This is a genomic window from Mangrovivirga halotolerans, from assembly GCF_026241165.1.
In the GTDB taxonomy this organism is placed as follows: Bacteria; Bacteroidota; Bacteroidia; order Cytophagales; family Cyclobacteriaceae; genus Mangrovivirga; species Mangrovivirga halotolerans.
In genome coordinates this window covers 1-829 of record NZ_JAPFQN010000035.1, presented here as the reverse complement: position 1 = coordinate 829, position 829 = coordinate 1, and the positions used below count along the sequence as shown (strand labels likewise).

The following is an 829-nucleotide window of genomic DNA, read 5'->3' as shown; positions in this document are numbered from 1 at the left end:
AGGTACGATAAAGGGACATCCTTTACAGAGTTAAAGGGACATAGTTTACACTTTCTACATAGTAAATTGATTGATCTAAAATCATACTGCTATGCCTTGGAAAGTAAAAACTATTATGGAAACAAGAATTGAATTTATCTGTGAATGGTTGACTCAGAAATACACCATCACAGAACTCTGTAAAACCTTTGAAATCTCCCGTCCTACTGGATACAGGCTGATTCAAAAGTATGAAAAGTATGGATTAGAAGGTCTTCGTGAACAGTCCAGGGCACCTCAAAATCATCCAAATCAAACCAAACAATTCATCGTTGATAAAATCCTTTCACTTAAGGCAAAATATCCGCGATGGGGAGCTAAAAAAATCCATCGGCTATTGTTTAACGATTGTAAGACTGAAGACATTCCATCCTACATAACTGTTCACAACATTCTTGCTAAACACGGATTAGTGTGTCCTCAAAAGCGTTTACGACGAGTAAAACCAGTATACCCAATCTTCAACCCGAAACACTGCAACGAAGTCTGGAGTGCCGATTATAAAGGCAAATTCCTAATGGGAAATAAAAAATACTGTCATCCACTCACAATAGCCGATTCCAGAAGTAGATTCTTGTTTACAGCTAAAGCTCATTACCGGGAAGCATATAAACCTGTTAAAGATGAATTCACGCGAATATTTAGGCAATATGGTATCCCTAAACAGATTCATACCGACAATGGAGGCCCTTTTGGAGCTGTCAGAGCAATACAACGATTTACTCGATTATCATATTGGTTTATAGATTTAGGTATCTTACCAGTGTTCTCTGATCCTGCTCATCCTGAA

At 37.8% G+C, this 829-nt stretch carries 1 protein-coding gene; it reads left to right on the top strand.

Annotated features, from left to right (window positions below; genetic code table 11):
- Window positions 1-115: 115 nt before the first annotated feature.
- Window positions 116-829 (top strand): helix-turn-helix domain-containing protein (locus OO013_RS20110; protein ID WP_266058924.1); only part of this gene is annotated, 714 nt, incomplete at its 3' end.